The following is a 25,629-nucleotide window of genomic DNA, read 5'->3' as shown; positions in this document are numbered from 1 at the left end:
AGCGACAATGGCTGCGCCATTGCGCGGGGATGACGGTTCTTGCATTCACGCCATCGCGCGTTCGGGCAGCAGCTCGGCGATCTGCACCGCGTTGAGGGCTGCGCCCTTGAGCAGCTGATCGGCCGCGACGAACATCGAGATCGAGTGGCCGCTGGGATCGCTGAGATCCTTGCGGATGCGGCCGACCAGCACGTCGTCCTGGCCGGAGGCGTCGATCGGCATCGGGAAGTAGTTCTTGGCGCGATCGTCGACGACCTTGACGCCCGGCGCCCGCGCCATGATCGCGCGCACCTGGTCCTCGGTGATCGGCTTTTCGCATTCGAAGGTGATCGCCTCGCAATGCGCGCGCAGCACCGGCACCCGCACGCAGGTGACGCCGACCGCGATCTTCTCGTCCTCGAAGATCTTGTGAGTCTCCTTGATGACCTTGGTCTCCTCGTCGTTGTAGCCGGTCTCCGGATCGACAGCGGTGTTGTGGTTGAACAGGTTGAAGGCGTAGGGGTGCGGCATCACCTTCGGGGTGTAGACCTGTCCGTTGAGACTGGCGCGGGTCGACTCGACGAGCTCCTCCATCGCGGCTGCGCCGGCGCCGCTCGCGGCCTGGTAGGTCGAGATGATCATGCGCTTGATGCGGTTCTTCTGGTGGATCGGCCACAGCGGCACCAGCGCGGTGATGGCGGCGCAGTTCGGGTTGGCAATGATGCCCTTGTGGTCGCGGATGCGGTTGGCGTTGATCTCGGGGATCACCAGCGGCACGTTCGGATCCATCCGGAACGCCGACGAATTGTCGACCACGACGGCGCCGGACTTGACCGCAAGCGGCGCGAACTTCCTGGAGATGCCGCCGCCGGCCGAGAACAGCGCGATGTCGACGCCCTCGAAGGCGCGCTCGGTCAGTTCCTCGATCACGACCGGCTTGCCGCGGAAGCTGACGGTCTTGCCGGCCGAGCGGGCGCTCGCCAGCGCCTTCAGCTTGCCGACGCGGAAGCCGCGCTTGTCCATGGTGGCGATGAATTCGGCGCCGACGGCGCCGGTGACGCCGACAATCGCGACGACGGGATCGTTACTCACTTTGTCCTCCATTTCAGTCTCGGTTGAGCATGATCTGATCGGAAAACCGGTTCCCACTCTTCCGGATCATGCTGTTGTGCTGCAGGCAATAAAAAAGCCCCGGACCTTCATCAGGCGGGGCTTCGGGTAGAGATGATGCGGTTCGACCGACTACGCGCGCACGCCTCCCGAGGCCCCGGAGGGCTTGGTGGTTTTGCTGGTGCGTTTGGTCGCGGTGATCATGGCTCGGACTTATGCGGGACAGATCGGCGTCCGTCAACGGCTTTTGGGCGAAAACTTGGCGAGGGAAAACTCGGCAAGGGAAAGCTTGGCGAGTCCCGCGCCGGCCTCAGCGCCTGCGCGCGCCGGGCGGTTCGAGGATCACCTCTTTCAGATCGCTGCCGGCGAGCACGACGATGACGAAATTGAGCTTGCCGCGTTCGCGCATCAGGCCGCCGCTGATCGCCTTTCCCGAGGTCGTGCGCTCGGCCACCCGCACGGCGTCGGCGAGGCGATGCCGCAGCGCCCTGAGCACGGCGAGGTTGTCACGGTCTTCGGCGCCAAGCGATTTCAGCGGCGCGGCGGCCTCGCCACCCACCACTTCGCCGGTCGCCGCGTCAATGGCGTGGCGCCAGATGCGGTCCTGCTGCATGGTCTTGACCCGGTAGACCGCGGGCTCCGACGCGCCGTCGAAGCTGATGTCGGCGGTGATCGAGCCCGAGTGCAGCGCCTCCGCAATCGCCATCGCCTTGCGCAGCGAGATCTGGGCCGCCTGGAAGCTGTCGAGCTCGCGGCGAACCGCGTGCACGTCGAGCGCGGTGTCGTTGTCCTGCGGGGTGAGCGCCGCGGCCGTTGAGCTCGTGATCGCGTAAGCCGGCGTCGCGAAGGGCAGGGCAATGAGCGCGGTTGCCAGCAGCCGCGTGCCGAATGCCCAATGCCGCAGTGCGTGTAATCGTCCCGTCGTCATGGTCGCATCCGTCGCGTCGAACCGCCGCCCGGGCAGAGAAAGTGCGGCCGACCTTTGTTAGTCAGAGGTCGGCCGCCGAACGTTCAGACGGAGCGATGGCGGCAGCTCCGTCGTGACGATCGAAGTTACAAGGCGACACGAAACCGTTGGGGGGCTGAACTTGGGTTCCGCGTCTCATTGCAACTAAACAATACGGTTTCGTTCTGTTTCCTTCAAGGCTCATCACGACAACGTGTGAGGCGATGCAACGATCCTAAAACTGTTAGCGGGCCGGGCGGCGGCGCGCCTTCGTCGTTTCCTTGGCCGTATCGCGAAGCCGGTCCTGCGGCCCGACGGCGCCGGCAAGAAACAGCCGGATCGAGACTTCCATCCGGGTCTCGGCGGTCTTCATGTCGATCGGAATTCCGAATGTCGCCATCCGGTGGGTGTGGCCGACCACCATGTTCAGGAATGTCTCGGCCGCGATCGTGGTGTCCTCGAGGTCGAGAACGCCTTTATCGACCAGATGGTCGAAGAAATCCGCCGTGGTGGAAACCGCCTTCGACCAGCCCTCGTCGACGGCAAGCTTGGCGACCTCGGGGAAATTGATCGCCTGCGCGGTCAGGATCCGGCTGAAGGCGATGGAGTCGGCGCTGCAATTCAGCACCAACAATTGGCGGCCGAGCTCGGTCAGCCGTTCCTCGACCGAACCGTCGCAGTTGCCGCCGGTCTGCGCTTCGGCCGCCGCGGCGGCGAGCGGGGCCAGCCAGCGGGCGATCTCGCGACGGAGCACCGCGGCGAACAGGCCGCGCTTGTCGCCATACTGACCGTAGACGGTGGGCTTGCTGACGCGGGCGGCCTCGGCCACCGCGTCGATCGACGTCGCATCGAAGCCGCGCTCGAGGAACAGGCGGGTGGCGACCTCGATCAGCCGCTGGTCGCGCTCGATCGCGGCATCCCGCGTCGGCCGGCCGCCGCGTGACTTGATCACGCTGCGCTTGGCCGCTTTGGCCTTGGTTGCCGTCAATCCCATTTGCCCATTCATCTCGTTGTGTGTCGGACGGGTCTGTCCGGTCTATAACCCGCGCGATGCGGATTCGTCCATTCGGCGGTACCGGGAGCAGGCCGCTCAAGGCGGCGTCGCGGTCCAGGCCTGCCCGGCGGCGGCCTTGTCGTATCCGTACTGGTAGAGCGCGCGCATATAGGCGGTGTCGAAACCCTGCGTTTCCGGCGCCGGATAGTCGCGCTCGATGTAGGACAGATGGAAACCCAGCCGGTTGCGCCGGGCGAAGTCATAGGTCGAGAGGATGACGGAGCGCGTCTGCGCCTGCGTGATCGCGGAAATGCTGCGGGAGGCGACGTCGATCGTCGAGTTCGACACCAGCTCGAAGTTGCCCTCGAGCTTCTTGTTGACGAGGATGTAGATGTTCATGCGGCCATTGGCGGGCCAGCCTCGCTCGCGGAACAGCAGCGCGTCCGGCAGCGTCAGCACCGGCGCGGTCACGCCGCCGTCGACATGCATCTCCTGGAAGCGCCGGCCCTGGCCCTCGGCGTCGATCATGATCGGCGGAAACACCAGCGGGATGCTGGCGGAGGCGGCCATCACGTCGCGAAACAGCTGCAGCGCCTCGGGCGTTCCGACGGCTGCGATCCGTCCCATGTCCCAGATCACCGTGCGCTGGGTGTCGAGATCGGTGGTGACGATCAGGAGCTTTCGGCCCTTGGCGTTTTCGCGCGCCACCTCGCTCAGGATGTCCGGCCCGACGTAGCGCGCCACCAGTTCGCGCAGCCGCTTGTTGCCGAACAGGCCGGAGCCGAACAGCACCCGCATCAGGCTCGGATCCTGCAGCAGGCTTTCCGCGATGCCCGAGGTGTAGACCTCCTTCAGCGTGTCGTCGTAGCGCGGGCCAAGGAAGGCAAAGGGCGCAATCAGTCCGCCGGTGCTGACGCCGGAAACAACCGAAAAGGCCGGGCGGTTGCCGGCCGCAGTCCATCCGTTGAGGACGCCCACGCCATAGGCCCCGTCGGCGCCGCCGCCGGAGAGGGCGAGGTAGGTCTTGATCGGGGCGAGGTCGCTCTTCTCGAGCTTGAATTTTGACGCGGGCTCGTCGGCATAGCGGCGCAGCCCGTCGAGGTCGAGCACCCGCGCATTGGCGGCGTCGGCGGCCGTGTAGGGCATCCGCGGCAGCGAGCTGCAGGCAGCCAGCGCCAAGGCGAGGCCGCACAGCAGGACCGCGTGCCGGATCGTGCGGGTGGCCGTCATCCGAGGGCCGGCGCCGGCGGGCCGGGCGCTAGGGGGTGAGACCATCTCTGCCAGTCACGTTCGCGGATTGACGTCGCTGCGGAAGCCGGTTGCCATATTGTCGTCATAAAACGACACTGTTTCGTTTTGTTTAACGGGGCGGACGATGCAAGGCAAGCGTCCGGCCCGTTGTCGGTGTTCACGAAGTCGCGCGAGGGCCGTTATCCGACGGGTTGATCGGGCACCGGCGACACGCAATAAGCAGCCGCATGAATCTTCCCAACCATTTCGAGCTGTTGGCAACCGACGGCGCCGCCCGCACCGGGCGCCTGACCACGCCGCACGGCCTTGTGCGGACGCCGGCCTTCATGCCGGTCGGCACCGCGGGCGCGATGAAGGGCATGCATTGGCGCGAGGTGCGCGATGCCGGCGCCGACATCGTGCTCGGCAACACCTATCACTTGATGCTGCGGCCCGGCGCCGAGCGCATTGCCGGGCTTGGCGGCCTGCAGCGCTTCACCGGCTGGGGCGGCCCGACGTTGACGGATTCCGGCGGCTTCCAGGTGATGTCGCTGTCGGAGCTGCGCAAGGTGACCGAGAAGGCCGTGACCTTCCGCTCGCATATCGACGGCACCAAGGTCGAGCTCTCGCCGGAGCGCTCGATCGAGGTGCAGCGGCTGCTCGGCTCCGACATCGCCATGCAGATGGACGAGTGCGTCCGGCTCCCGGCGGAGCGCGCCGACATCGAGCGCGCGATGCAGCTGTCGCTGCGCTGGGCCGAGCGCTCCAAGCGCGCCTTCGAGGCGGCGCCGGACGGCTACATGCTGTTCGGCATCGTGCAGGGGGGCGACGTCCCGGATCTGCGGCACGCCAGCGCGCGCGGGCTGACCGACATCGGCTTTCACGGTTATGCGATCGGAGGCCTCGCGGTCGGCGAGCCGCAGGCGGTGATGCTGGCGATGATCGAGGAGACCGCGCCGGCGCTCCCGATCGATCGGCCGCGTTATCTGATGGGCGTCGGCACGCCGGAAGACATCCTCGAGGCGGTGGCGCGCGGCGTCGACATGTTCGACTGTGTGATGCCGACACGGAACGGACGCCACGGCATGGCGTTCACCCGCTTCGGGCAGATCAACCTGCGCAACGCCCGGCACGTCGACGATCCGCGCCCGCTCGACGACGAGAGCCCGTGGCCGGCGGCGCACGGCTATTCGCGCGCCTATCTGCATCATCTGGTGCGATCGGGCGAAACACTTGGGGCAATGCTGCTGTCCGAAATCAACGTCGCCTATTACCAGCAGCTGATGCAGGGCATCCGCGATGCGGTGGCGAACGGCACGTTCGAGGACTTCAGAACGAAAACGCGCGCCGGTTGGGCGCGCGGTGACATCGCTCCAAGGTGAGCTGTGTGATCAGTTGCACACGATCGGTTTCACCGCGTGTTTGGTCACGAACCCGTAACCGCAGTTGTCGCAGGTCCAGAGATAGCTGATCAGATTGTCGAACAGGTACGCGGAGGCTTCCGCCGCCACCATGGAGTCAGCACACACCGGACAGGTCGGCAAATCGCAGCCGCGCGGATCGGGCCTGGACGCTGTGGTCGACAGAACTTCAGCGAGAGCTGGCATGTGACCTCCTTTGCGTTCTGAGCTGCACCTGACGAAAGTATATAGACGCATTTGTTTGACCTTGTCGCAACACAAATGCGTAGGTTTTACGTAATTTGCGTAGGTTCTTATTTTGCGATGCAACGAATTCGCGCCACGGCGGTTTCTCACTTGCGCGTCATGATGCGCTGCTTCTAATGAGACAAGACCGCATATTTCCAGCACATCCCGCTACAGGAGCCGCTTGATGGACGCGCCGTCGACAACGAGTGCAGTGCAACCCGGACGCGGCCGCGTCTTTGACTCCATCGTCGATGCGATCGGCTCTACGCCGATCGTGCGGCTGCGCAGATTGCCGCAGGCGGCTGGCACCAACGCGACGATCCTCGCCAAGCTGGAATACTTCAATCCGGCGGCCAGCGTGAAAGACCGCATCGGCGCGGCGATGATCGTGGCGATGGAGAAGGCCGGCATCATCAACGCCGACACGGTGCTGATCGAGCCGACTTCGGGCAACACCGGGATCGCGCTTGCCTATGTCGCGGCCTCGCGCGGCTATCGGCTCAAGCTCGTCATGCCGGAATCGATGTCGATCGAGCGGCGGCGGATGCTCGCCTTTCTCGGCGCGGAGATTGTGCTGACGCCGGCCGCGCAGGGCATGAAGGGCTCGATCGCGACCGCGGAAGAATTGGTGCGCACGACGCCCAACGCTGTCATGCCACAGCAGTTCAAGAACCTCGCCAATCCCGAGATCCATCGCCGCACCACCGCCGAGGAGATCTGGAACGACACCGGCGGCAACATCGATTACTTCGTCGCCGGCGTCGGCACCGGCGGCACCATCACCGGCGTTGGCCAGGTGCTGAAGCCGCGCAAGCCGTCATTGCGCGTCGTCGCGGTGGAGCCGGAAGAGAGCCCGGTGCTGTCGGGCGGCCAGCACACGCCGCACAAGATCCAGGGCATCGGCGCAGGCTTCATCCCTGACATCCTCGACCGCTCCGTGATCGACGAGATCGTCAAGGTCAACAGCGCGACCGCGATCGAGACCGCGCGCGAGCTGGCGCGCAACGAAGGCATCCCCGGCGGTATCTCGTCGGGTGCCGCGATCGCGGCCGCCTTGCAGATCGGCAAGCGGCCGGAAGCGGCGGGCAAAACCATTCTGGCGATTGTGCCGTCATTCTCGGAGCGCTATCTCTCCACGGTACTGTTTGAAGGAATCTGAGACACAGGAATCCGACATATGGCCGACCAGCCGAGGCGACCGCGAACCCTGAACGATGCCCGCAGCGAAGCCGAGGCGGCGTTCAAGCGCGCCACCACCAAGGTCGCGGACGCGGTGCCAAAGACCGTCGCTGTCCCCGGCGTCCGCGAGCAAGTCACGCTGCGGATCGATCAGGACGTGCTGGAGTATTTCCAGGCGGGCGGCCCCGGCTGGCAGGACCGCATCAACGCGGCGCTGCGCAAGGCCGCCGGAAAGTAACTCGCTTTCGAAACCAGGGGCCCCGGGACGTTCCCCGGGCCTTTCGCTGGCAGGGCGCGGCGGCGCTACGCTCGCACGGCGCGGGCGTTACCTTGCGCGCGCCGGCTTCCTTGCGGTCGGTTTCAGGTTCATGAGGTTGCCGGCCAGGATCATGGCCGCGCCGAGCACCGTGTAGACATCGAGCCTTTCGGCATAGATCAGCCAGCCGGCGATCGCCGTCAGCGGCACGCGGACGAAATCCATCGGGATCACGACAGTCGCGTCGGCGTGGAGCAGGGCGCGTGCCATGCAATAGTGCGAGAACGTGCCGCAGAACGCGATCACGGCAAGCCAGCCCCAGGTCGAGAGCGGCGGCCAGATCCAGACGTAGAGCGCAGGCCCGATGCTCGCGAGCGATTGCACCACCAGCATCCAGAACATGATCGTCAGCGTCTGCTCGGTCCGCGTCAGCGACTTGACCACGGCGACCGAGATGCCGAAGCCGACCGCCGCGGCAAGCGCGATCAGCTGGCCCGGATTGATCGCGCCGGCCGCCGGCCGCACGATCACGAATACGCCGACAAGGCCAAGCACGATCGCGACGATCTTCCACGCCGTCATGCGCTCACCGAGAAAGCTCGCCGCAAGGATCGCGGTCCAGATCGGCATCGTGAACTCGATCGCAACCACCTGGCCGATCGGGATCAATGTCAGCGCAAAGAACCAGCCGAGCTGCGCGCAAAAATGGATCAGGTTGCGCGCGATATGGACGTGCACCCGTGCCGTCTTCACGATCGCAAACCCGCCATTCATGTGGATCAGCGGATAGAGCATCGCGAAGCCGAGCACGCCGCGAACGGCCATCAGTTGGAAGACGTTGACCTCGCGCGTCGCCTCGCGGCCGGCCACCGCCACGATCAACATCAGCGCGAGCCAGCCGGACATCCACAATGCTGCGCGGGTCTTTGAGGGCGTGCGATCCATGGCGGGGAACGAGCGGAGGAGGGGTGCCCGGTATCGGCGAGCTGCCATGAATTTGCAACGCGCAATTCTGCCTGCGCGGTGATGCGTCACCCGCGTGATCTCTGCTAAGCAGATCGGGAAATCAAATCAGGAGGATCTGCTCATGCGTGTCTTGCAACCGGCCGAATGGTCGAAACCCCGCGGCTTCGCGCACGGTGTCGCGTTCGACGCGCCCGGCAAGTGGATCGTGCTGGCGGGGCAGACCGGCGGCGACGAGAAGGGCGATTACGCCCCCGACATGGCCGCCCAGGTCGGCATCGCGTTGAAGCGCATCATCAAGCTGTTGAACGAAGCCGGTGCCGGCCCCGAGCACATCGTCCGCCTGACCTGGTACCTGACCAGCCGCAGCGAATACGAGGCCGCGGGCGCCGGTATCGGCGCGGCGTGGAAGGAGACGCTCGGGCGCAATTTCCCGCCGTCGACGCTGCTCTATATCGGCGGGCTGGTCGATCAGCGGGCCAAGGTCGAGATCGAGGTCACGGCATTCGTGCCTGCGGCATAGCACCGCTGGGGCGCAAACAAAAAGCCCTCGGGGATGACCCGAGGGCTCTTCACGTTGGAGCGCGGATCGATTACTTCGACAGCGTGATGCTAGCGCCGCGGAACTGGCTGTCGGCCCTGATGGTAACGGCCTGCTTGTTGCCGGTGGTGCGCATCGAGATGTCGGCATTGAAGCCGGGAGCGCTGGCAACAACCTGGAAATTGCCGCCGCCGCCGCGACCCTGCAACGAGCCGCTGACATTGCGGCTGGACTCGCTCCAATTGCCGCTGACCGCGCTGCCTTCGGCCTGCACATCGGCCGCCAGGTTGAACTTGTAGGCGTCGCTGGCGCAGGTGAGGCTCATGGTCATGCGGGGCCCACCGACGTGATAGGTGGCGCGGCAGCGGATGCGCTCGCTGGAGCCGTCGTCCAGTGTGACCGAGCCGGCGCCCGACCAGGTGCCCGCCATGCCGGCGAACGGGCCGGACTGGGCATGGCCCGTGGTGCTTGCGAGTGCGGTCACGAAAAACGCGGCGGCTGCAAATGCGGGCCGCCGCGCGATGGCGAAGAAACTTGATAGGCTGGTGATCTTACTGACGGGACGCTTCCCATCGGCCGCTGCACGGTACGCCAGCTGATGCCCCATTCCACTTCCCCGATCCGGAGTTGCCACTGAGTTGTCCGTTCGCATATGCACCATTGATCGAGACTCGCACAAGTCCCCCGCTGCCGACGGTGCCGGAGATCGCCGCGCCCTGGGCCGAGATCTTTCCTTCAGCGACGGTCACGGTCGAGCTCTGCGACGGTTCGCAGCTGCCGGTCTTGGTGACGACGGTGACGTTCCAAAGGCCGTCATAAGGCTGCTGGGCAGACACGGGAGCAGCGGTGAGGGCGGCGGCCGAGGCGACCGTAGTGACCAAAATCAGGTCGCGAATGCGGATCGAACGCATGAATCAAATCCCTGTAATTTCGTGTGATGACGCGGCTTATCCTGTCACAATGTGTTCAAAATTTGCTGCGTCGCGAGAGTCCCCAAATGTTCCTGTGAACTCAAACACATCATGGTGAATTCGGTTCCGGATCAGGAACGGAAAATCCGAGCATGGCTTTTCCGAACGAGGTATTTCTATACCCTAGCTCGGATTAGTGTTTGCCAGGGCTCAGATTCGGCGCCTTGGTCGCAAACTGCTCATCCTGGACCTTGGCCGGCAGCGAGCCGTTGACCTTACCATAGTCGATGACCTGGGCGAGCAGACGCAAACCGAGCGGCGCCAGCGCGCGCTCCCACAGCTCGCGGGCCGTCTCGCCCTTCTTGACGAACACCCAGTCCTGCGCGGCGATCGCGCCGGCGTCCATGCGGTCGGCGAGGTGATAGATGCTGCCGCCGGCGATCGGATCGCCTTCCTTGATGGTCCATTCCACCGCCGCGATGCCGCGGTGGCGCGGCAGCAGCGACGGGTGGTAACCGATGCCGCCGAGCCTGGACGCGGCAAGCGCCTCCCTGCTGACCCGGGCGTGGCTGTGGGCGGTCACGATAAGGTCGGTGTCCGGCGCGATCTCGGCGGCCGTCACCAGCTTGGGATCGGCCTGGACAACGACCTCGATGCCGGCTGCCCTGGCCGCTGCCGCCAGCCGGTCCTCGCCGTCATGGACGACCACCCTGACCAGCGTGACGTGGTGTTCGCGCAGCATGTTCAGGGTCGTCACGCCGAAATGGCGGGAACCGACAAGGGTAATGCGCATGGGGATCTATTCCGTGGGGTTCACTCGGGGATTGCTCGGGCCGCCGCTATGCCGATAGCACACCGCAGCCGCCTGTTTCGCGGTCTTGCCGCTTATCAACAGGACGGCCGGGTGGCAAATGTCAGGCCGCCGGCTGCTTGCTGGCCAAAACCTTGTCGATGCGCCGGCCGTCGAGGTCGACGATCTCGAATTCCCAGCCCTGCGCGGTGGTTTTCGCGCCGACATCGGGGATCGCGCCGAATTCATGCAGCAGGAAGCCGGCCGCGGTCTGGTACGGCCGCGGCGATGGCAACGCGATGCCGAGCAGTTCGCTGAATTCCAGCGCCGGCATCCAGCCCGAGATCAGATAGGAGCCGTCGGCGCGCCGGACATAGGCGGGTTCGGCCGGGCCTTCCTCGGTGTGGAAGGCGCCGACGATGGCCTCGAGGATGTCGGCGCTGGTGACGACGCCCTGGAAGGTGCCGTACTCGTCGTGGACGAGGCCGATATGCACTCTGGAGTCGCGCAGGATCGCGACCACGTCGCGGGCGTCGACGGTCTCCGGAATGATCGGCGCATCGCGCGTGAGCGCGCGGATGTCGGGCGTCTGGCCCGCGAGGTAGACGTCGAGCACGTCCTTGGCCTGCACGATGCCGAGCGCATGATCGCGATTGCCGTCGAACACCACGCAGCGCGAGTGACTGCTTCTTTGCAGCGTCGCCAGGATCTCGGCCGCGGGGGCGGCGAGGTCGATCAGGCTGACCTCGTGACGCGGCGTCATCACGGCGCCGACCGGCAGATCGCCGAGCCGCATCACGCCGGCGATCATCTCCTTTTCGCCGGGCTCGAGCACACCAGCGTTCTCGGCCTCCACCACCAGCGTCTTGATCTCGTCCTCGCTGACGCGGTCCTGCGCATCCTCGCGATGGCCGAGCACCCACAGCAGCAGCTTGCCGGAACGGTCGAGCAGCCACACCAGCGGCAGCGACAACCGCGCCATCATGGTCATCGCCGGAGCGACCTTGACCGCGATCGACTCGGGATCGCGCAATGCGATCTGCTTCGGCACCAGCTCGCCGACGATCAGGGAGGCATAGGTGATCACGCCGACGACGAGGCCGACGCCGACCGCGTCGGCGATGCTTGCGGACACGCCGAGCTCAAGCAGCCATTGGGTCAGACGCTGGCCAAGCGTTGCGCCCGAGAAGGCGCCCGACAGCACGCCGATCAGCGTGATGCCGATCTGAACCGTGGAGAGGAACTTGCCGGGATCGGAGGCCAGTGCAAGTGCGCGGCGCGAGCCGCTGACGCCTCGTTCGACCAGCGCCGCAAGGCGCGCCGGACGCGAGGAGACGATCGCGAGCTCCGACATCGCCAACAGACCGTTGACGACGATCAAGATCGCCACGATCGCAAGTTCCAGATATAACACGGGAGTCCCTAAACATTGGCGGCGTCGGCCGCTACACGACGCCCAATATAGGCATACCGGAGCGGTTTTGCTGTGCCTTGTCGGGCGTTCCTGCACAAGCAGAGGGTGCGTATGGCCAGCATGCAGCAGGAGATCGCGGCATTTTGGCGCGCTGGCATGTGTGACAGCCAGACAAACGCTGAAGCGCGATGAGATTGGCTTGAATCGTCATCGCGCTTCAGCCCATTGTTTGAGCATAAATCTCCGCGCAAGCGCCCTGCGTTTGTCGCGAGGGAAAGCCGCTTCGCACGTTTCCGGATCATGCTCTAGGCGAGGATCCGCAGCGCCGGCTTGGCGAACGTCCTGCCCGATGAGGCGGGCTGCACCAGCATTCGTTTGGAGGCGGCTTGCAGTTGCACGCGCAAATCGGCGTTGCATTGCTTCATCTGGTTGCGCAATTCGCGGCGGGAGAAGGCAGTGAGTGAGGGGTCCGCGAGTTGCTGCCAGGCCCTGCGCAGCCATTCCTGCAGTTCGCGAATGTTCTGATCCAGAACCTTTTGATCAAACACGTCGGGCTGGGTCATGCCGCCAAATCCCACGAAGCGATCAGTTGCAAAGTAACGCTGATTCGCGTCGCTTCACCTAGCGCTATGTTGCGCAGGCGTGTCTGCGGCAGGGGGAGATCGGAGGCGGCGGGCGCGTTCGTGTCCGCGTCAGCGAGCGTCGCCGGGTCCGGTGCGCAGCAAATCCAGCGCGACGGGCAGCGCGAGGAACAGCGCTGCCAGCATCGAGAGATGACGCGTCTGCGCGGCGGTCAGGCCGAGATCGTATTGGGCGAGATAGGCCAGCATGATCGCGATGTAGGCGGCGACGCAGATTGCGACGGCGATGCTTCCGAAATCGGTCTTGCTGTCGGTCTTATCGTCCACGGCGGCACCACGTCGTTGCCGGAGCGGTGTAGCGTGGCTCGGCTTCACCACCTATGAGCTGCATCACGGGCAAGGGGTTGCGCCGGCCAAATGGCTTCGTGCGTCACGACGATCATCTGGTCAGCACGCGCGGCAATCTGGCGACCAGCATTCCGCAGCGACGTGGCTGCGACGCCCTCGAAAGTCTCGCGGCGACCTAATCTGCCGGCAGCAGGGGCCTAGCGAGGCAGGCTGCCTTGCGGTTGGCTTCCACCGGGAAGCTTCACCGGAATGTGGGGCGAGGTGCTCACCACGCGGGGACTTCCGTCGGAATGGGTCTGGCCGTTAAGCAATGTCTCGAGCAACAGAATGAATTTCTCGGCAAGCATGGGCGTAGCCCTCGTCGTCTAATGTCCTTATGTCGCGGCGCTCGGCGGAAAAATTCGATCAACAAAATGCGAGTCGGACCGGCACTGTGATGTTGCAGCGCGGGGACTTCCCGGCGCAATCCGGGAGACTACCGGCACCCGCGTACAGCCTGCGCGTGGATGGTTGCCGAGCTCCTAACGATTGCCGGCGCAGCACGTGATGGCGCTCACCGTTCCTTCAAGGATGCACGTTAATGATAGGGGTATGGATCGTGATCAGGACATCGACGAGGGATTCGGATCGGCGCTGCGCCGCAGCTACGGGCGGCTGGCCTGGTGGATCGTACGACTTAACCGCGTGCTCGAACCGTCGCGCGCGGCCGAACCACCGCGCACCCAATTGCCGCCGCGGCCGGCCGTTCCGCCACGGCGACCTGTCTCGCCGCGGCCCGAATAGACCCCACCGGAATACCGGCTTCCGCTGTATCGGCCGCGCGGCCGGACTGCTATTCATGCCCCATCCGCGGACCCCTCCGGTCCGCCGTTTTTGACGATGCGGCCGCGCGGCCGCGCAAGCGACGAGGGACGAATGCGATGATTGAGACGGTTGGCATTATCGGCGCCGGGACCATGGGCAACGGCATCGCGCAGATCTGCGCGGCGGCAGGCCTCGGCGTGACCATGGTGGATATCTCCGACGCGGCGGTCCAGCGCGGCCTGAAGACGGTCGGGAGCAGTCTCGATCGGCTGGTCGCCAAGGAGAAGATGACCGCGGCCGATCGCGACGCGACGCTCGGGCGCATCAACGCGACCACCGACAAGGCCAAGCTCGCCGCCTGCGATCTCGTGATCGAAGCCGCGACCGAGAACGAGGAGCTGAAGATCAAGATCCTGAAGGATCTCTGTGCGGGGCTGAAGCCGAGCGCGCTGGTCGCAACCAACACCTCGTCGATCTCGATCACTCGCCTTGCGGCCTCGACCGATCGTCCCGACCGCTTCATCGGGATGCATTTCTTCAACCCGGTGCCGGTGATGGCGCTGCTCGAATTGATCCGGGGCTTGCAGACTTCCGACGACACCGTCGCCAAGGCCGAAGCCTTCGCCAAGCGGGTCGGCAAGGTCGCGATCACGGCGAAGAACAGCCCCGGCTTCGCGGTGAACCGCATCCTGTGCCCGATGATCAACGAGGCGATCTTCGCGCTGCAGGAAGGCATTGCGACCGCCGAGGAGATCGATGCCGGCATGAAGCTCGGCTGCAATCATCCGATCGGCCCGCTCGCGCTTGCCGATCTGATCGGGCTCGACACGATGCTGTCGGTGATGGAGGTGTTCTACACCGGCTTCAACGACCCCAAATACCGGCCGGCGCCGCTGCTGAAGGAGATGGTCGATGCCGGCCATCTCGGCCGCAAGACCGGGCAGGGGTTCTACAGCTACAGCAAGTGAGGCCGGCGCGCGCCTGACCCCGTAATCATCCGGGATGGATCGCGCGGACAAGGTCGCGTATCGACAAGACCTGATCCGCCACGAGGCGGGGGACATCAGAAACGAGGCCCGGTCTCCTAGGCACACCGGGCCTCGTTTTTTTGTGGGATACCGGGCTCAGTCGGCCGATGCGACCGGCGTGACGCTGGTTTCCTCGGGATCGGCGCCGAACAGGCCGACGAGATACTTGTAGTAGTCCGGCATCTTCTCCTTCAGCGTGGCGCGCGTATAGGGTTCGTGCTCGGAATCCTTGCCGGCCAGGAAGATGCTCGCTGTCACCGCGAAGAACTCCTGCTGGTTCTTCAGTGCGTAGGCCTCCTTGGCGAACAGCTCCTTCGACTTCGCCTGGCTGAGGAAAGCCTTGATGCCCTTGTTCTCATAGCCGTTCGGCAACAGCCGGGCGTGATAGGCATGAAGGAATTCGTGCAGCAGCACCGGTTCCTTCGCGTAGCGCATCATGTTCGGACGCATCCTGATGATGCCGATGCCGGAATCGAGCGCAAGCGCGAGCGGATCCGAATTGGTCCATTGCTGCTTGTCGTGATCCCAGATGGTGACGTCGCGCGTCGTGCCGCGGTCCCATTCCGGCGGCGTCAAGCCATAGCAGGCCGCCGCCGCGGCTTCATCGAGACACGCCATCTCGCTGGCAACGATCGGCACGCGATGGAAGAACTGCAGCACCTTCGGGCTGAAGCCTGCGGTTTCCACGACGTCGAGCTGGCGGCGGACCATATCGGCGATGCTGGTGACGTCCTTGCGGTCGGCGTTCTCGGAGAGATCGAAGACATAGCCGCGATATTTCTCGACGCTGCCCGGTGCCGCCTCGGACGGCCCCGACGTTCGTGGTCCGGCAACGGCCGGCCCGACCGCAAGTGACAGGATCGTTGAAGCAATGAGCGCGCTGCGCATGATTATCCCCCGTGCGACGAGCCTCTCCGGGTGTCGTCGTCCATTGAGCCGCGCGGGAGACTAGGGCAGCCGCCTTGCGGCGTGCTTAAGTCGTACATTTCAACCGCGCATCCCCGATTAGGCGTCGGTTAACTACATGCGCTGGGATGGCCCGGCGGGCAGCGGGCAAGCGGGTCTGGAGGCCGCGAGGGCCGATGACCGGTCAGCCGGTCCTCACCGTGCCGCGACCGGGCGTTGAACCATCGTCACAGCTTCTTGAGGCGGTGCCCGGAAACCTCGCAGATCTTGCCGGCGTACCTAAATCAGCGGCTGGGTGCCGATTGAGCAAGGAAACACGATCATGCGCAGGACGAATTGGGCAATTCTGGCGTTCGCGGCGCTCGGAACGAGCTGGATTGTCGGTTCCGCGTCGCCTGCGGCGGCCGATCCCTATGAGTATCCCTGGTGCATCCAGGGCCGGCAGGAGGGATATCCCGGCTATTGCGGCTACCAGACCTATCAGCAGTGCCAGGCATCCGCGTCGGGCCGCGACGCCTATTGCGGCATCAATCCGCGCGTTGCCTTCAGCCAGCAGCGGATGGCGCCGCGGGCGTTCCGCTGAGCGGTGCGAGAAGGTCGGGCCAAGCGACCGTCGGGCACGATGGTTGCATAGCTGACGGTCGGATCATTTTTTTTGCCTTGGAGCGAACATGGGCGAGATCATCAGGTTCATCTCGAAGTCCGAACGCGAGCGCGCGCGTCTGATCCGCGAGGCGCGTGCGAACTATGAGCGCATCTTTCCATCGGCCGATCCGGCTGATGCGCAAGGCGCCGCAGACGAAGGCAGCAGCGAGGCGTCGTCGAAGCCGTAGCGCAGGTCATGCGCGCAAGGGGAGGCGGAGCGGCGATGTGGCAGCGTTTGTGGCAGACTTGGACGATCGACAAGCCGGCCGCGCTTGGCGATTGGCTGTGGCAGATCCTGGTCGTTGAGCTCGCCGCCTTGCTCGATCGGCTGACGTTACGGAAGCTGATCGCGCTGATCCCGGTTGCCATCGTGATCGGCGCCTATTGGCACCGGATTCCGCTTCCTCCCGAGCTGATGCTGGTTGGCGATGTGCTGGCCTATATGGACATCTTCTCGATGATCTTCCTGATCGGCTTCTTTACCCGCGTTGCGACGGTGGTGGCCGTCGTCAGGCAGGCCATCGATCTCGTCCGCGGCGTGATGCGGCAGGTGCCGATGGCGCTGCACAGATTTGGCGCTCGTCACCGTCGCGCCAAGGACAGTCCGCGCCGCAGGCGGCTCACGCATGCCAAGACAGATGACGATGGCGCCGCCGGCATGGCAGGCCTGGCGTGGGCCTAGTCCGAAGCGATGTGGTGGTGACGAACGTGATCACGGCGCCTATCGCGGCAGTCCGGCCTGCTGATCGCCGTCATCCGCCTGGAGCCCGGCCGGGCTGCGCGCGGAAGCGCCGTCCTGGCTCCGCCGATGCGAACTGGAGAGGTCGGTCGCGCCGTGCTGGGATCGATGAAACGCGATACCCATCTGGAAACTCCAGACACCGAACAGCAGCGCGCCTGCCACACAGGCCGCCACGAAAGCCCAATCGCGTTTCCTCATCTGGTCCAACAAAGCCAATTCGATGCCGCATCAACGGCGCATGTTCCAAATCTCGCCAAGCGAGACAGCCGCATTGTGAAACGATTGCACGCGGTTGTCGATCCGCGCAGCTCATCCTCGCATCGGTCACGGAGCGGTGACTATCAAATCATGCGTCCAGAAACACTCCGACCAGATTGCCCGACCCCCGCAACAAACTTGCCAAACTTTCACTAGGCCGCCGGCGCACTGAGTTCGAAAATGCAGGAACCGATCGGACGATTCGCGAATGACCGAACTTGAGGAGCTCAGATATTTCGAGCATCAGTGCCTGGAGATGGCGGAGCAATCCACGCTGCCGGATGCCCGCCGCGCGCTCCAGATCCTCGCACGCAACTATGCCGCTGCGGCCGAAATCGTCGAACGGCGCGCGCAATCCGCCAACACCGCGCTCGCGCAGATCTTTCGATGTTTGAGGCTGTGACCGGTTGATGGCGTGACAGGCGCCGCGTGCGCCGGTCACGACAACCGATCCCGATGGCGCAGATGCGGCTTGCCCTTTAAGCCACCGGCTTCGGGACGCTTTGGTCCCGCGTCGTCGGCGTCGAAATGCTTGAACACACCGGGCGACGCTGCCATCAGATTGCGCGGTCTCGGCGGCATGGCGCCGTCGGCAGTCGGAAGGCGAGGTGCTGCGATGTTCTCGCTGACTTTTCTGGGAACGTCGGCAAGCGTGCCGTCTCCCGAGCGCAATCACCCGGGCATCCTCGTCGACGCAGCCGGCAGTCGTATTCTGGTCGATTGCGGCGAGGGAACGCAGCGCCAGCTGCTGCGGAGTGGCGCCGGCTTTCGACGGCTTGATCGCCTGCTGCTGACCCACGGGCATTTCGATCATGTGCTCGGCATCCCCGGGCTGTTTTCGACCCTCCGGTTGCGGCAAAGCTCGGATGCGATGACGATTCATGCCGGGCCTGGCACGCTCGACGTCGTCGTCCGCATGCTGGCAGGCCTTTGGGGCGAAGGCAGAGCGCCGATCCCGCTTGATCTGGTGCCGTTGAGCGAGGGGCGAGTGCTCGACGCCGGCGAATTCACCATCGATTGCTTTCCGGTCCGCCACCGGGATACGGACAGCTTCGCCTTCTCGTTTCAGAGCGCGATGCGCCGGCATCTCCTCCCGGACCGGCTCCTCGCGCTGCGCGTGCCCGATGGGCCGGTTCGGCGGGAGCTGGCGGAGGGACGGCAGGTGAAGTTGGACGATGGTCGCACCATCGATCCGGAGCAGGTGCTCGGCCGCGCGCAGGGGCGAAGGAAGCTCGTCATCGTCGGTGATGCCGAAACCACCGACGGGCTCGCCGAACGCGTCGGGGACGCCGACCTGCTGGTGATCGAAGCGACGTTTCTCGAGCGTGATGCGGCCATCGCGCGCGACTACGGGCATCTGACGGCCAGCGAAGCCGCCGCGCTTGCGGCGCGGAGCGGAGTCAAGCAGCTCATCCTCACGCACATCTCCGGCCGCTACCCGGACGAGGACATTCTGGCGGAGGCGACGAGGATTTTCCCGAACAGCCGGATAGCCATCGACTTCGACCGCATCGCGATCTGAGTGCGCGCCGCCGCACGAACAACGTTTCATTAACCCGACTCACGCAACGTTGTCCTAGGCCGTCTGGATGGGCCGCTTGCAGAAGGCCGCCACGAGTGACTACGTGGCGGCCTTTTGCGTGTCACAGTGCCAAGGGAGACGACCGATGGACTACGGCGCCTTCACCGACGCCAGCCTGAAGATGATGTACGAAGCCGTCCGCGGCGCGCTCAAGGCCGACGACGAATTCGAGGCAGCCGGCGAAGATCCAAGATTCCGCGTCCGCGCAACGCCCGAATGGAAACGGCATGCCGGCAGTCTCGAGGCCGAGATGTTGAAGCGAGGACTTCAGATCGACATCATCGACTGGACAGGCGGTCAGGGCGAATTGCCGTTGGCTTGATGGCTGAACTCTTGCAGCGCTCCGAATGTTCGCTCCGAATTGGCCGCTGAGCTTCGTGCGCTTTCGGCATCCTGCGTTCACGCTCTCTTGGTGCGCAGGTGGTCTTCACCGGCGCGGGCGGCTTCCGCTATGCCTTTGAGCTGTTCACTGATCGTTCCTTCGCGGCGACGCGCGGTGGCTCGACTAAATGGCCGGTAGTCAAAGCTGAATTCCGCAACGGCCTAATTTGCTCCACTGATGCGCCGCGGTTTTGCCGCGCCTCGTTCGCTTTGCCCAACTCTGTTCATATACCTTACGAGGTAACACAGATGTCATCTGTTCGCGGTTTGTGTCGTCGCCGATCGGGGTATTCGAGCTAGCTCTGCCTACGGCTCGGGCTTCAGGGCGTCCGTCAATGCCTGCTTGATGTGTTCGGCCTGTTCCTTCGTCAGCTTCTCGGCGAAGCGGCCGTCTTTCTTCAACTGCGCTGGCCCCTTGAGCTCTCGATCATAGACCATCCAGTCGGTGCTTCCTCTCCGAACGATAAACCTTGACGGTAGGGGCGCTGCGTATCTCAACGATACCTCCCAATGAATCCAGCTGGCCGTCTCCAAAAGACACATCCGGCGACAGCTTGTTCCTGAACCGGGACACTGAAATTCCCTGCGCCACGTAAAGAGCAAGGCTTATGCCGCAATACACCCGCCGCCGACCGGTCCGGAGAACCGCAGGCGGGCCCGACGTGGGCGACGCCGAGCATGATGACCGCGACAGGGAGAGCAACGAGCCGTTGGCGTCCGAATGCGTCTGATCCGAGCATTGGGGTTGCGGTGACCATTCCCAAAAATTACGCCGCCGGGCCCGAAATGGTTTGTCCCGGCGGCGCCCTGTTCTTCCAGCCTCTGGGCCCTGAAATCCCCAGCGCCGAAAACCTACTAAAGATCACGCCGAACAACTGTGGCTTGGTTCACACAAAATTAAGAAGAGCCGGCGCCAGGGCCCGGGCGCCAGCTCCTCGTGAAACGGTGACCGTCTTCTGCATCCCAATCGGTCCCGTCCCGTGAGAAGCGTCCACGGGTACGGTTACCGATCTGCTAACCGGGCTTGCCGAAGCTGTTGATCTTGGCGATCGCGGTCCCCGCGGCCATGAACGGCGCCGGCGCAGCTGCGCCGAGCACCATGAGGGCTATCGCCATTGCCGCACTACTGTGTGCAACGCATGTGCAAGACGAAGCTTTGAAACCGGCTTGGAGGCTGTATTTCTGGCTTCAATATCTGAATTTGCTTGGTGAGCGCGGAGGGACTCGAACCCTCGACCCCATGATTAAAAGTCACGTGCTCTACCGCCTGAGCTACGCGCTCACTCACCTGAACAGCGGATCCGGACGTCAGCGGGTTAACCCGCATCTCGGGATCGTGCTCCAGCCCGCGCTGTGTAGGGGGCAGGGCCGATCGGGTCAATAGCCGAGGGGCGGTCAATTGTGCACCGCTGCGCCGGATTTGCCGTTCCGGCGCCTGCGGTTAGGGCCGTTTCTTGAAGTCGGCTAGATCCGTCGCTAGTTGTCGCGGCGGATTTCCGAGCCGACCGGCTGCGACGGGGCGGCGACCGAGGGCAGGCTGACCGGGCGCAACCCGATCAGTTCCGCGGTGCGGATCGCGCTGTTGCGCCAGAATGCGAACTCGTTGATCCGCGAATTTTCCAGGATCGCGATGGAGACCGCCGCCAGGAATGGCAGGCTCTGCAACACCAGGACGCCGGCAAAGATGTAGATCTCGCGTACCTGCTTGTAGCCGTTGGTGACGACAAGCACGACGGCGCCGATCAGCAGCAACACGCCGATCACGGCTTCCCAGAACGCCTGGAACTCGATCGACATCCGCGACAGGCCGCCCTTGGAGGTGCGGGCGAACGCAAGATGCTCGGTGATCAGGCCCTGCGCCACCGCGCGCGACACCGTCCACTGCACGCTCATCGCCGCGATCATGGCCCCTAACATCTGGCCTGCCTTGATGTTCACGCGCAGCCGGTAGAGCGCGACGAAATGCACCAGCGAGACGATGAAGGAGGCGATGATCGGCAGCGTCAAAATCTTGTCGGGGATCGCGATGTCGGCGAAGGCAACGATCGGCACCCAGATCAGATTGAGGATCGCAACCACGACGCCGAGGCTCTCGGCGCCGAGCCAGTTGAGCCAGCCCAGCGAGAACTCGCGGCGCTGATCGGGCGTCAGCCGGCTGGCGCCGGGGAGGAAGCGCCGCCAATGCTTCTTGACGATCTGGAAGCCGCCATAGGCCCAGCGGTGGCGCTGCTTCTTGAAGGCCTCATAGGTGTCGGGCAGCAGGCCTTCGCCGTAACGCACATTGGTGTAGTGCGTGAGCCAGCCCTGCTGCTGGATCGAGAGGCCGAGATCGGTGTCCTCGCAGATCGTGTCAGAGGACCAGCCGCCGGCCTTGTCCATCGCGGCGCGGCGGATCAGGCACATCGTGCCGTGCACGATGATGGCATTGAACTCGTTGCGCTGGACCATGCCGATGTCGAAGAACCCGGCATATTCGCCGTTCATGATGTAGTGCATCAGCGAGCGATCGCCGTCGCGATGCTCCTGCGGCGCCTGCACGAGGCCGACGCGCGGATCGGCGAACGCCGGCACGAGATCCTTCAGCCAGTCCGGATGCACGACATAGTCGGCGTCGATGATGCCGATGATCTCGGCATCCGCCGCGGTGCGGTCCATCGCGATGCGCAGCGCGCCTGCCTTGAAGCCCTGCACCTTCTCGGCATTGATGAACTTGAAGCGCTCGCCAAGCAGCCGGCAGTGATCCTGGATCGGCCGCCAGAAGTCGGGATCGGGCGTGTTGTTGATGATGCAGACGCACTCGAAGTTCGGATAGTCGAGCCGCGACACGGCATCGAGCGTCTGCTTCAGCATCTCGACCGGCTCGAAATAGGCCGGGATGTGGATCGAGACCTTCGGAAACTTCACATTCTCGCCGATCGTGGCGGGCGCGAGCGGCGCGCTCTTGCCGATCAGCCGGCGCGGGCCGCGGCCGAACGCCACCGCCGCGATCTCCTCGATTCGCGCCATCGCGATCAGGACCAGCGGAACCAGCAGCACCAGGCCGAGGCTGAGCGCGAAGGCCGAACCCCAGACGAAGTAGTGCGTGGTCCAGTAGGAGAACACGGTCGCGACCCACGCGCCGACGCCGTTGGCGGCCGCCGACAAGAGCAGCGCCTGCATCACGGTCGGCTGGTCCAGCCGCAGGATCGGCAGCGACATGAACAGGCCGACGAGGACGGCGACCAGCGCGATCTTCCAGTAGTTCGGATCGGTGACCGGACCGGTCCAGGCGAACTTCGGCTCGCGGTCGGCATTGAGGATGCCCCAATAGGGTCCGACGCCGCCTTCGAAGAACTTCCAGGGCTGATCGATCGCCTCGACGATATTGTAGTCCATGCCGATGGCTTCGGCGCGGGTGACGAAGTTGCGCAGCACGGTGGCCTGCTGGAACGGGCCGGGAACGGCGCTGCGCAGATTGTAGCCCTGGCTCGGCCAGCCGAATTCGGCGATCAGGATGCGCTTGCCGGGGAAGGAGTCGCGCAACAAATTGTAGCGGTCGACCGCCTGGTCCACCGCCTGCTTGTCGGTGAAGTTTTCCCAATAGGGCAGCACGTGCGCGGCGACGAAGTCGGACGAGTTGGCGAGCTGCGGATGGTCGCGCCAGATGTTCCAGATTTCACCGGTCGTGACGGGAACGTTGACCGACTTCTTGACCCGCTGGATCACCTTGATCAGCCGGTGCACGTTGTTTTCGGCGACTGCCCACTTGATCGCTTCAGCGCGCTTGCTCAAGCCGCTGCTGCCGCTTTCATCCGGCTGCATTTCCGCGTCGTGAAGGCGCTGCGCTTCCTCGCGAAGGATGCGCTCGGACTCCTCGGGCGGCACGCCGATCTCCGGAACCGAGCCAAGGTTTTCCAGCGGCACCTGCTCGCCGCGGAACACGGTTTCGTTGCCGACCACGATGCCGATGACATTGCTGTTGCGCTTGGCCAGATTGATCGCGGCTTCGATCTCGCGGTTGTTGCGGTTGGCGTCCTTGTCGATCCACGCGCCAACCGTGACCTTCATGCCGAACTCGGCGGCAACCGGCGGCACCAGCTCGTTGCCTTCCGTCGACGAATAGAGGCGGACCGCTTTGGTGAGCGTGGAGAGCTTCTTCAGGTCGGTGCGCACCTTCTCGGTGTCGGCGGCAACGTCGGCGACCGTGTGACCCGACTCGAACGGGGCGTAGGACAGGCTCGGCAGCGTGCCACGGAAATCGGGCGCCGACTGCTTCTCCTGGAAGAGACCCCACAGGGCGGCGTGGGCGGCGGTGACAAGCAACAGGACGGCGACGACGGCGCGCATCGCGGTTAAACCATACGGGGCCTGAGATTGAGGACTAAGCGAACCCGTCCCCTGGGTTCGACCAATACGATGGCGGAGGGAAAGATATCTCCGCCATCCGATTTAACAACTGGTGTGCCGCGATGGCGTTTTAAGGGCGCAAGCCGTTCCAGCCGCGAAAAAAAATCGCGGCCGGACCCGGTCGCGGGATAGGGCTATTTCGACGCCGGCGCAGGTGATGCCGACGGGGTCGGTGCAGGCGAGGGTGACGCTGCCGGTGCCGGTGCCGCGGTGCCGGCCGTCGCGGGCGCCGGGGTGGGAGCCGCGGCGGCCGCCGCGGCCTGGGGCTGCGCGCCCGGGTTGATCCAGCAGGCGTGGATGCGGCCGTCGAGGCTGCCGCGGACCTTGTCGTCGATCTGGGCGCCGAACCGGGTCAGGCAGCGGAACGCCGCCTGGACGTGGCCGCCGGGGCAGCCGAACCGATCGTAGAGGTCGAGATGGCGGAACGCGGTGTCGAGGTCGTCGTTCCACATCAGGCGGACGACGCGGCGGCCGAGCCAGACGCATTCCGGGTTGCCGGCCGGGCCGTTGATGGCCTGCTGGGCCTCGACGAATTCCTCGACCTTGCGCTGGTTGGCCTCGCGCGCCGCATTGGCGTTCGCGTCGGCCTGTCCAGGCTGCTGTTTGGCCTGATCCGGCGGATTCGGCGTGCCGCTCTGGGCGAACGCGCCGCCGGCCCCAATGAGGAGCGCAAGGCCCGTGACAAGGCCGGTTACGGCAAGGTGGCGCAAAGCAGTGTTCTTCAACTCAAGCAGCCGTCGACGCATGTATTCCCCGATAATGTTCCTGCCCCCGCGGGATCATCCTAACGGCTCGCGTGATGCCGTCCAAATAGGTCTCCAGTGCGGCGGAGACTCTGGCGGAATCCCATGACTGGAATTTGGTATTTTGTCCAGCAAACTCACAACTTTATCGACCCAGCGCAAAACTGTCGCAGGACAACCATGGTATTGACCTAATCCCGCTCTTGGCAGATGGGCTGTGACCGGCTAATTCGACGGTCCCCCGGAGGATGGAACCGATTTCGCTTCGTACGCCGCTGGCGCTTCTCCTGATCTCGCTCGCCGTGATTGCATCCGTGTGGTGGTGGCTCGCCACGCCGATTACGCTCGTGCGCGCGCCGATCGATCCCGCTGCAAAGCTGCAATGCGTGTCCTATACGCCGTTCCGCGGCGCGCAGACGCCGTTGGATCCCACCACGCAGATTCCAGTCGAGCAGATCGAGCAGGATCTGACCGATCTCGCCAAGGTCACCGACTGCGTGCGCACCTATTCGATCGAAAACGGCCTCGACCAGGTCCCCGGCGTTGCGGCCAAGGTCGGGCTGAAGGTGATGCAGGGCATCTGGCTCAGCAGCAACCGCTTCAAGAATTTGCAGCAGATCGCGATCGCGGTGCGGCTCGCCAAGGAGTATCCCGGCGTCGTCACCTCGCTGATCGTCGGCAACGAGGTGCTGCTGCGCGGCGAGATGACCGCCACCGATCTTGCCGGCAACATCCGCGCGGTGAAGGCGGCGGCGGGCAATCTTCCTGTCACCTATGCCGACGTCTGGGAATACTGGGTGAAGAACCGCGAGATTTATGACGCGGTCGATTTCGTCACCATCCACATCCTGCCCTATTGGGAGGACATCCCGGTCAAGGCGAAGTACGCCGCGGCGCATGTCGACGATATCCGCAAGCGGATGGCGGTGACATTCCCGGGCAAGGAGATCCTGATCGGCGAGACCGGCTGGCCGAGCCAGGGGCGGATGCGGGAGGGCGCATTGCCGTCGCGCACCAACCAGGCGCGGGTGGTGTCCGAGATCCTCGACCTCGCCAAGCGCGAGGGCTTTCGGGTCAACCTGATCGAGGCCTACGACCAGCCCTGGAAGCGCAAGCTCGAGGGCACCGTAGGCGGCAATTGGGGCCTGTTCGATTCGGTCAAGCGGCAGGTGAAATATCCGCCCGGCGTTGCTATCACGAACTATCCGGACTGGAAGCTGCAGATGGCGGGCGGCATGGCGCTGTCCGTCGCCACCTTCCTCG

At 64.6% G+C, this 25,629-nt stretch carries 31 protein-coding genes and 1 tRNA gene; 14 read left to right on the top strand and 18 right to left on the bottom strand.

Translation table 11 applies throughout. From position 1 onward, the window contains the following. Positions 1-45 precede the first annotated feature (45 nt). From AC1VNY_RS17660 to AC1VNY_RS17645, 4 genes are all read right to left on the bottom strand, one after another. A complete protein-coding gene (locus AC1VNY_RS17660; RefSeq protein ID WP_482406123.1) occupies positions 46-1,083 on the bottom strand; it encodes an aspartate-semialdehyde dehydrogenase in 1,038 nt (345 codons plus the stop codon). A gap of 316 nt (positions 1,084-1,399) precedes the next feature. Continuing rightward, on the bottom strand, positions 1,400-2,017 hold the full coding sequence (locus AC1VNY_RS17655; RefSeq protein WP_051003186.1) for a PepSY domain-containing protein: 618 nt from the start codon (positions 2,015-2,017) through the stop codon (positions 1,400-1,402). Between the two features lie 262 nt (positions 2,018-2,279). Further along, the gene (locus AC1VNY_RS17650) at positions 2,280-3,029 is read right to left on the bottom strand and encodes a TetR/AcrR family transcriptional regulator (RefSeq protein WP_482406122.1); all 750 of its coding nucleotides are present in this window, start codon (positions 3,027-3,029) and stop codon (positions 2,280-2,282) included. 96 nt (positions 3,030-3,125) lie between these two features. Further along, complete coding sequence (locus AC1VNY_RS17645; protein ID WP_482406121.1) at positions 3,126-4,259, bottom strand: patatin-like phospholipase family protein; 1,134 nt, start codon at positions 4,257-4,259, stop codon at positions 3,126-3,128. 248 nt (positions 4,260-4,507) lie between these two features. Here AC1VNY_RS17645 and tgt point away from each other — a divergent pair, with 248 nt between their 5' ends. After that, positions 4,508-5,641, top strand: coding sequence for a tRNA guanosine(34) transglycosylase Tgt (tgt, locus tag AC1VNY_RS17640; RefSeq protein WP_482406120.1), 1,134 nt, complete (start codon positions 4,508-4,510; stop codon positions 5,639-5,641). Positions 5,642-5,650: 9 nt separating this feature from the next. On the opposite strand, the gene AC1VNY_RS17635 is transcribed toward tgt, so the two are convergent. After that, positions 5,651-5,866 carry a hypothetical protein gene (locus tag AC1VNY_RS17635; RefSeq protein WP_028332087.1) on the bottom strand — a complete coding sequence of 72 codons (216 nt, stop codon included), beginning with the start codon at positions 5,864-5,866 and terminating at the stop codon, positions 5,651-5,653. A 226-nt stretch (positions 5,867-6,092) separates the two neighbouring features. Between AC1VNY_RS17635 and cysK the strand changes: the two genes are divergently transcribed. Continuing rightward, entirely contained in the window at positions 6,093-7,067 is a 975-nt protein-coding gene (gene cysK / locus AC1VNY_RS17630; RefSeq protein WP_482406119.1) for a cysteine synthase A, read from the top strand. Between the two features lie 18 nt (positions 7,068-7,085). Further along, positions 7,086-7,325, top strand: a complete 240-nt coding sequence (locus AC1VNY_RS17625; protein ID WP_018271567.1) for a BrnA antitoxin family protein — start codon at positions 7,086-7,088, stop codon at positions 7,323-7,325. Positions 7,326-7,412: 87 nt separating this feature from the next. On the opposite strand, the gene AC1VNY_RS17620 is transcribed toward AC1VNY_RS17625, so the two are convergent. Beyond that, on the bottom strand, positions 7,413-8,288 hold the full coding sequence (locus AC1VNY_RS17620) for a DMT family transporter (protein ID WP_482406118.1): 876 nt from the start codon (positions 8,286-8,288) through the stop codon (positions 7,413-7,415). A 142-nt stretch (positions 8,289-8,430) separates the two neighbouring features. Here AC1VNY_RS17620 and AC1VNY_RS17615 point away from each other — a divergent pair, with 142 nt between their 5' ends. Then, positions 8,431-8,829 (top strand): RidA family protein, encoded by a 399-nt coding sequence (locus AC1VNY_RS17615; RefSeq protein WP_482406117.1) that lies wholly within the window; start codon positions 8,431-8,433, stop codon positions 8,827-8,829. 70 nt (positions 8,830-8,899) lie between these two features. Here the strand turns inward: AC1VNY_RS17615 and AC1VNY_RS17610 are convergent, their stop codons facing one another. The 6 genes from AC1VNY_RS17610 to AC1VNY_RS17585 all read right to left on the bottom strand — a co-directional run bounded on the left by AC1VNY_RS17610 (position 8,900) and on the right by AC1VNY_RS17585 (position 12,870). Next, positions 8,900-9,277 (bottom strand): hypothetical protein, encoded by a 378-nt coding sequence (locus AC1VNY_RS17610; protein WP_482406171.1) that lies wholly within the window; start codon positions 9,275-9,277, stop codon positions 8,900-8,902. 121 nt (positions 9,278-9,398) lie between these two features. Further along, positions 9,399-9,758, bottom strand: coding sequence for a hypothetical protein (locus tag AC1VNY_RS17605; RefSeq protein WP_245288714.1), 360 nt, complete (start codon positions 9,756-9,758; stop codon positions 9,399-9,401). Between the two features lie 193 nt (positions 9,759-9,951). Next, entirely contained in the window at positions 9,952-10,551 is a 600-nt protein-coding gene (locus AC1VNY_RS17600) for a formyltransferase family protein (protein ID WP_018271570.1), read from the bottom strand. Between the two features lie 121 nt (positions 10,552-10,672). Next, on the bottom strand, positions 10,673-11,962 hold the full coding sequence (locus AC1VNY_RS17595; protein ID WP_482406116.1) for a hemolysin family protein: 1,290 nt from the start codon (positions 11,960-11,962) through the stop codon (positions 10,673-10,675). A gap of 305 nt (positions 11,963-12,267) precedes the next feature. Continuing rightward, entirely contained in the window at positions 12,268-12,525 is a 258-nt protein-coding gene (locus AC1VNY_RS17590; RefSeq protein ID WP_028340728.1) for a hypothetical protein, read from the bottom strand. Positions 12,526-12,654: 129 nt separating this feature from the next. After that, a complete protein-coding gene (locus tag AC1VNY_RS17585; RefSeq protein ID WP_028340727.1) occupies positions 12,655-12,870 on the bottom strand; it encodes a hypothetical protein in 216 nt (71 codons plus the stop codon). 53 nt (positions 12,871-12,923) lie between these two features. Between AC1VNY_RS17585 and AC1VNY_RS17580 the strand changes: the two genes are divergently transcribed. The 3 genes from AC1VNY_RS17580 to AC1VNY_RS17570 all read left to right on the top strand — a co-directional run bounded on the left by AC1VNY_RS17580 (position 12,924) and on the right by AC1VNY_RS17570 (position 14,663). Continuing rightward, positions 12,924-13,070: a hypothetical protein gene (locus tag AC1VNY_RS17580; RefSeq protein ID WP_482406115.1), complete on the top strand. Its 147-nt coding sequence runs from the start codon at positions 12,924-12,926 to the stop codon at positions 13,068-13,070. 412 nt (positions 13,071-13,482) lie between these two features. After that, positions 13,483-13,674 (top strand): hypothetical protein, encoded by a 192-nt coding sequence (locus tag AC1VNY_RS17575; protein WP_482406114.1) that lies wholly within the window; start codon positions 13,483-13,485, stop codon positions 13,672-13,674. Between the two features lie 137 nt (positions 13,675-13,811). After that, a complete protein-coding gene (locus AC1VNY_RS17570) occupies positions 13,812-14,663 on the top strand; it encodes a 3-hydroxybutyryl-CoA dehydrogenase (protein ID WP_018271573.1) in 852 nt (283 codons plus the stop codon). A gap of 156 nt (positions 14,664-14,819) precedes the next feature. Here the strand turns inward: AC1VNY_RS17570 and AC1VNY_RS17565 are convergent, their stop codons facing one another. After that, complete coding sequence (locus AC1VNY_RS17565; RefSeq protein ID WP_482406113.1) at positions 14,820-15,611, bottom strand: anthrax toxin lethal factor-related metalloendopeptidase; 792 nt, start codon at positions 15,609-15,611, stop codon at positions 14,820-14,822. Positions 15,612-15,951: 340 nt separating this feature from the next. On the opposite strand from AC1VNY_RS17565, the gene AC1VNY_RS17560 reads away from it, so the two are divergent. The 3 genes from AC1VNY_RS17560 to AC1VNY_RS17550 all read left to right on the top strand — a co-directional run bounded on the left by AC1VNY_RS17560 (position 15,952) and on the right by AC1VNY_RS17550 (position 16,956). Beyond that, positions 15,952-16,212: a DUF3551 domain-containing protein gene (locus tag AC1VNY_RS17560; protein WP_028340725.1), complete on the top strand. Its 261-nt coding sequence runs from the start codon at positions 15,952-15,954 to the stop codon at positions 16,210-16,212. An 88-nt stretch (positions 16,213-16,300) separates the two neighbouring features. Further along, the gene (locus AC1VNY_RS17555; protein ID WP_162832439.1) at positions 16,301-16,462 is read left to right on the top strand and encodes a hypothetical protein; all 162 of its coding nucleotides are present in this window, start codon (positions 16,301-16,303) and stop codon (positions 16,460-16,462) included. A gap of 35 nt (positions 16,463-16,497) precedes the next feature. Next, the gene (locus AC1VNY_RS17550) at positions 16,498-16,956 is read left to right on the top strand and encodes a hypothetical protein (RefSeq protein ID WP_482406112.1); all 459 of its coding nucleotides are present in this window, start codon (positions 16,498-16,500) and stop codon (positions 16,954-16,956) included. A gap of 39 nt (positions 16,957-16,995) precedes the next feature. On the opposite strand, the gene AC1VNY_RS17545 is transcribed toward AC1VNY_RS17550, so the two are convergent. Next, positions 16,996-17,214, bottom strand: coding sequence for a hypothetical protein (locus tag AC1VNY_RS17545; RefSeq protein WP_482406111.1), 219 nt, complete (start codon positions 17,212-17,214; stop codon positions 16,996-16,998). 268 nt (positions 17,215-17,482) lie between these two features. Between AC1VNY_RS17545 and AC1VNY_RS17540 the strand changes: the two genes are divergently transcribed. The 3 genes from AC1VNY_RS17540 to AC1VNY_RS17530 all read left to right on the top strand — a co-directional run bounded on the left by AC1VNY_RS17540 (position 17,483) and on the right by AC1VNY_RS17530 (position 19,178). Continuing rightward, positions 17,483-17,677 (top strand): hypothetical protein, encoded by a 195-nt coding sequence (locus AC1VNY_RS17540; protein ID WP_482406110.1) that lies wholly within the window; start codon positions 17,483-17,485, stop codon positions 17,675-17,677. A gap of 213 nt (positions 17,678-17,890) precedes the next feature. After that, on the top strand, positions 17,891-18,796 hold the full coding sequence (locus tag AC1VNY_RS17535) for a ribonuclease Z (RefSeq protein WP_482406109.1): 906 nt from the start codon (positions 17,891-17,893) through the stop codon (positions 18,794-18,796). Positions 18,797-18,872: 76 nt separating this feature from the next. Further along, a complete protein-coding gene (locus AC1VNY_RS17530; protein ID WP_482406108.1) occupies positions 18,873-19,178 on the top strand; it encodes a hypothetical protein in 306 nt (101 codons plus the stop codon). A gap of 365 nt (positions 19,179-19,543) precedes the next feature. On the opposite strand, the gene AC1VNY_RS17525 is transcribed toward AC1VNY_RS17530, so the two are convergent. The 4 genes from AC1VNY_RS17525 to AC1VNY_RS17510 all read right to left on the bottom strand — a co-directional run bounded on the left by AC1VNY_RS17525 (position 19,544) and on the right by AC1VNY_RS17510 (position 24,369). Further along, a complete protein-coding gene (locus AC1VNY_RS17525; RefSeq protein WP_259243485.1) occupies positions 19,544-19,675 on the bottom strand; it encodes a hypothetical protein in 132 nt (43 codons plus the stop codon). A gap of 768 nt (positions 19,676-20,443) precedes the next feature. After that, a tRNA-Lys gene (locus AC1VNY_RS17520) sits at positions 20,444-20,519 on the bottom strand. Positions 20,520-20,713: 194 nt separating this feature from the next. Then, complete coding sequence (locus tag AC1VNY_RS17515; RefSeq protein WP_038388784.1) at positions 20,714-23,563, bottom strand: glycosyltransferase; 2,850 nt, start codon at positions 23,561-23,563, stop codon at positions 20,714-20,716. A 194-nt stretch (positions 23,564-23,757) separates the two neighbouring features. Further along, the gene (locus tag AC1VNY_RS17510) at positions 23,758-24,369 is read right to left on the bottom strand and encodes a beta-1-3, beta-1-6-glucan biosynthesis protein (protein WP_482406107.1); all 612 of its coding nucleotides are present in this window, start codon (positions 24,367-24,369) and stop codon (positions 23,758-23,760) included. 245 nt (positions 24,370-24,614) lie between these two features. Here AC1VNY_RS17510 and AC1VNY_RS17505 point away from each other — a divergent pair. Next, positions 24,615-25,629, top strand: a 1,015-nt coding sequence (locus tag AC1VNY_RS17505; RefSeq protein WP_482406106.1) for a glycoside hydrolase family 17 protein, incomplete at its 3' end; no start/stop codon positions are given.

The sequence above is a fragment of the Bradyrhizobium ferriligni genome (assembly GCF_056837965.1).
The sequence above is the reverse complement of the archived record's forward strand: the minus strand, read 5'-3'. Positions and strand labels throughout refer to the sequence as shown.